Annotated in this window: 2 protein-coding genes; both read left to right on the top strand. The window is 41.6% G+C overall.

The features are described from left to right. Positions 1 to 453 (top strand): hypothetical protein (locus tag KEM10_RS23535; RefSeq protein ID WP_212220758.1); only part of this gene is annotated, 453 nt, incomplete at its 5' end. Beyond that, positions 450 to 2,593: LPD1 domain-containing protein (locus KEM10_RS23530; protein WP_212220755.1), on the top strand; the 2,144-nt coding region annotated here is incomplete at its 3' end. The genes KEM10_RS23535 and KEM10_RS23530, both read left to right, overlap by 4 nt.

The raw sequence follows: 2,593 nt of genomic DNA, 5'->3' as shown, positions 1-2,593 counted from the left end.
ACACATATCCCCATTTACACCGATAAAGAAGTGGTAAAGCTCCTGGTTAATAATCGGGATGGTTTTGAAATGGTATCGGGCAATATGAGGGCTTCGGTTGAAGAAAGCAAGATGCCTAAACTTCTTAATCTGCTTGGTGAGCGGTTCAGTCTTTCAGTTAAAATTCCTCGCCATTACTACGATGAGTTTTTGGATAAAGGAACAAAGCGAAGCAATACAACCGATAGCCTTACCAATGAGGCGATGAAGATGTTTGAGCAAGACAAAAAGGAATTTCCCAAAAGACTGGCCAAACAAAAGCAATCCGCACCTAAAGGTAAAAAGGTAAGCATAGACACAGGAAAGCAATTGAAGCTTGTGAAGCTCCGTGCAAAGGCAATCCTGATTAAACAGAAACAGCTTCGGGCAGTTGCCGGGCTTGGTACTCATCCTAAAATCAAGACCATACTATGACGGAAACGGAGTTTTACAAAAAGTACAAAGCCATCCACAAGGATATTCGCACCATAGGAAAATCAAAGGCTTCCATTTTAGCCAATGGTTTTAAAGAGGGCGTTAATGTGAATGCTTTGCCCATCTATAAAGGTTTTGAACAAGCAACCGATATTATCGCCACACGATATAAACCGAGAAAAGGTGACTTCGTTTGGATTCTTCCCAAACAAGGATTCATTGAAGGTCGCAATGGCTACAAAACAAAGCAAGGTTACAAGCCCAATCCTAAAGATGGATTCTTCATTATCAGCGATAGTTGGTCTTTATACGAAAACTATTGCGCCAACTTAGCGACACCCAATGATGACCTTGGGAATATTGATACAGAAGTTGAAAAGGCTTTACAGGAGAAGCAAAAGAACCGGGAATTTAAAGATGCCGGAAAGCGTGTTCATGGTTCCAGGAAAGAACAAGCCATGTACAACAAGCTTATCAGCAGTAGCGATTTAAACAGCATCGAACAGGATGAAGCCACAGCAATTGAGCTGGTTAAGAAGGATAAGGTATTTCCAAAGGTTGACCCACAGGCAGAAAAAGAAAACGGTACGGATTCAGGTTGTGCCTTTCTGAAAGTAAAGGTTCGTCAGGCATTCCCGGCAAAGCCACATGCCAACACTAAAGAAGCCAGGGAGCAATATGTGAAAATGGCAGAGGCTTTTACAAGTGTTCTCAATGATGCTATTTCGATTACGGATTTACAACAACTCGATACCATTGCCAATAATGGTGAGATTGTGGGTAAGCATGATTTTGGAATGATATTCGGTAAGGCACTTCGCAATATTGTCTTTACCATTAAGGGCTATCGGACTACATCTGCGGTTAAGGAAACCTACATGAAAGCCCATCAATATTCGGGCATCACAAAAGAACAGGCAGCTCCACATGCTAAGAGGCTGAAAGAATACACCGATAAGCGGATAAAACGCCAACAGGATTGTATTGATTCTGCAAAGCAAATTCTTTCTCCTGCCGATATGAAACGCCACAAGCAAAACGACCTGACTTTTCAGGGAGGTATGTTGAGTAGCGTCCGAACTGTGGAGGACTATGTAAGGTATGTTACTCAGGTTTGCACACGGTTTATCAATGATGCAAAAAGAGAATACGATGAGCAAAAAGAACGATTCCCATACAAGGAATTTAAACAGGATTGGAGCTGGGCAGAAACAAAGAAAACAAGCAAATCAAAAAGCAGCAGCAAGCCTAAAATAGAAGCCGTACCGCTATCATATATCAAACGTACAGGCGGTTTATTAATTGAAGAAGCGGATGAAAATACGGTTATCAAGAAGCTTCATTTTAAATCGCTCACATTAGGAAACTACGTGAAGGATGATGAAGCCAGGGAACACATTCGCCACTTTGTTGCAGCCATCGTTGATTTATGCGAGGTGCTTGACATCAACCTATCCATAAACGAAGCCCTGGCTATTGCTTTTGGTGCATTCGGTCGTGGTGGTAAGGCAATGGCTACCTATTACCCAACACGGCAACTTATTAACCTAACCAAACGAAATGGTGACGGTTCGGTAGCCCATGAGTGGGGTCATTTCTTTGACCATTACCTGAATGGTTTGGAATTATCAACCAAACCGCTACGTTCAGAAAGCTATCTGAATACCATCATTGAAAGTTTAGGGTATAAAAAGAAGTATTTCATTGGTGGTAATTCATCGCCAACAAAAGATTGGTTCAAGGATATTTTAAAAACTTCAATTAAGAAGGTTGTGCCGACATTTCAGGAGAGGCAATCGGTGGTGCATACAAGTATCGTTTCGCTTATCCTAATGCTCCGCTTTGGCTATTATGCTATGGAAGATAAGGCGGTTAGCTACAATGATTTTGATGAGACTAAGAAGCGTAGAACCGACAGCTACCTGTATCACCACTCAAAACTTCAAGGTGCTTATTGGAAAGATATTGCAGAGATGTTTGCCCGAAGCTTTGAATGCTATGTGTACGACAAGCTAAAGGAAAAGGACCGGGTAAATAATTACTTAGTATCAGGTGGTATGTTTTCTCATCCTGTTTATCCGCAAGGTCAGGAACGCATTTACATCAACAAGTGCTTTGATAACCTGATTTATGCCATCAA

This window comes from Carboxylicivirga linearis, from assembly GCF_018271995.1.
Classification (GTDB): Bacteria; Bacteroidota; Bacteroidia; order Bacteroidales; family Marinilabiliaceae; genus Carboxylicivirga; species Carboxylicivirga linearis.
The sequence above is the reverse complement of the archived record's forward strand: the minus strand, read 5'-3'. Positions and strand labels throughout refer to the sequence as shown.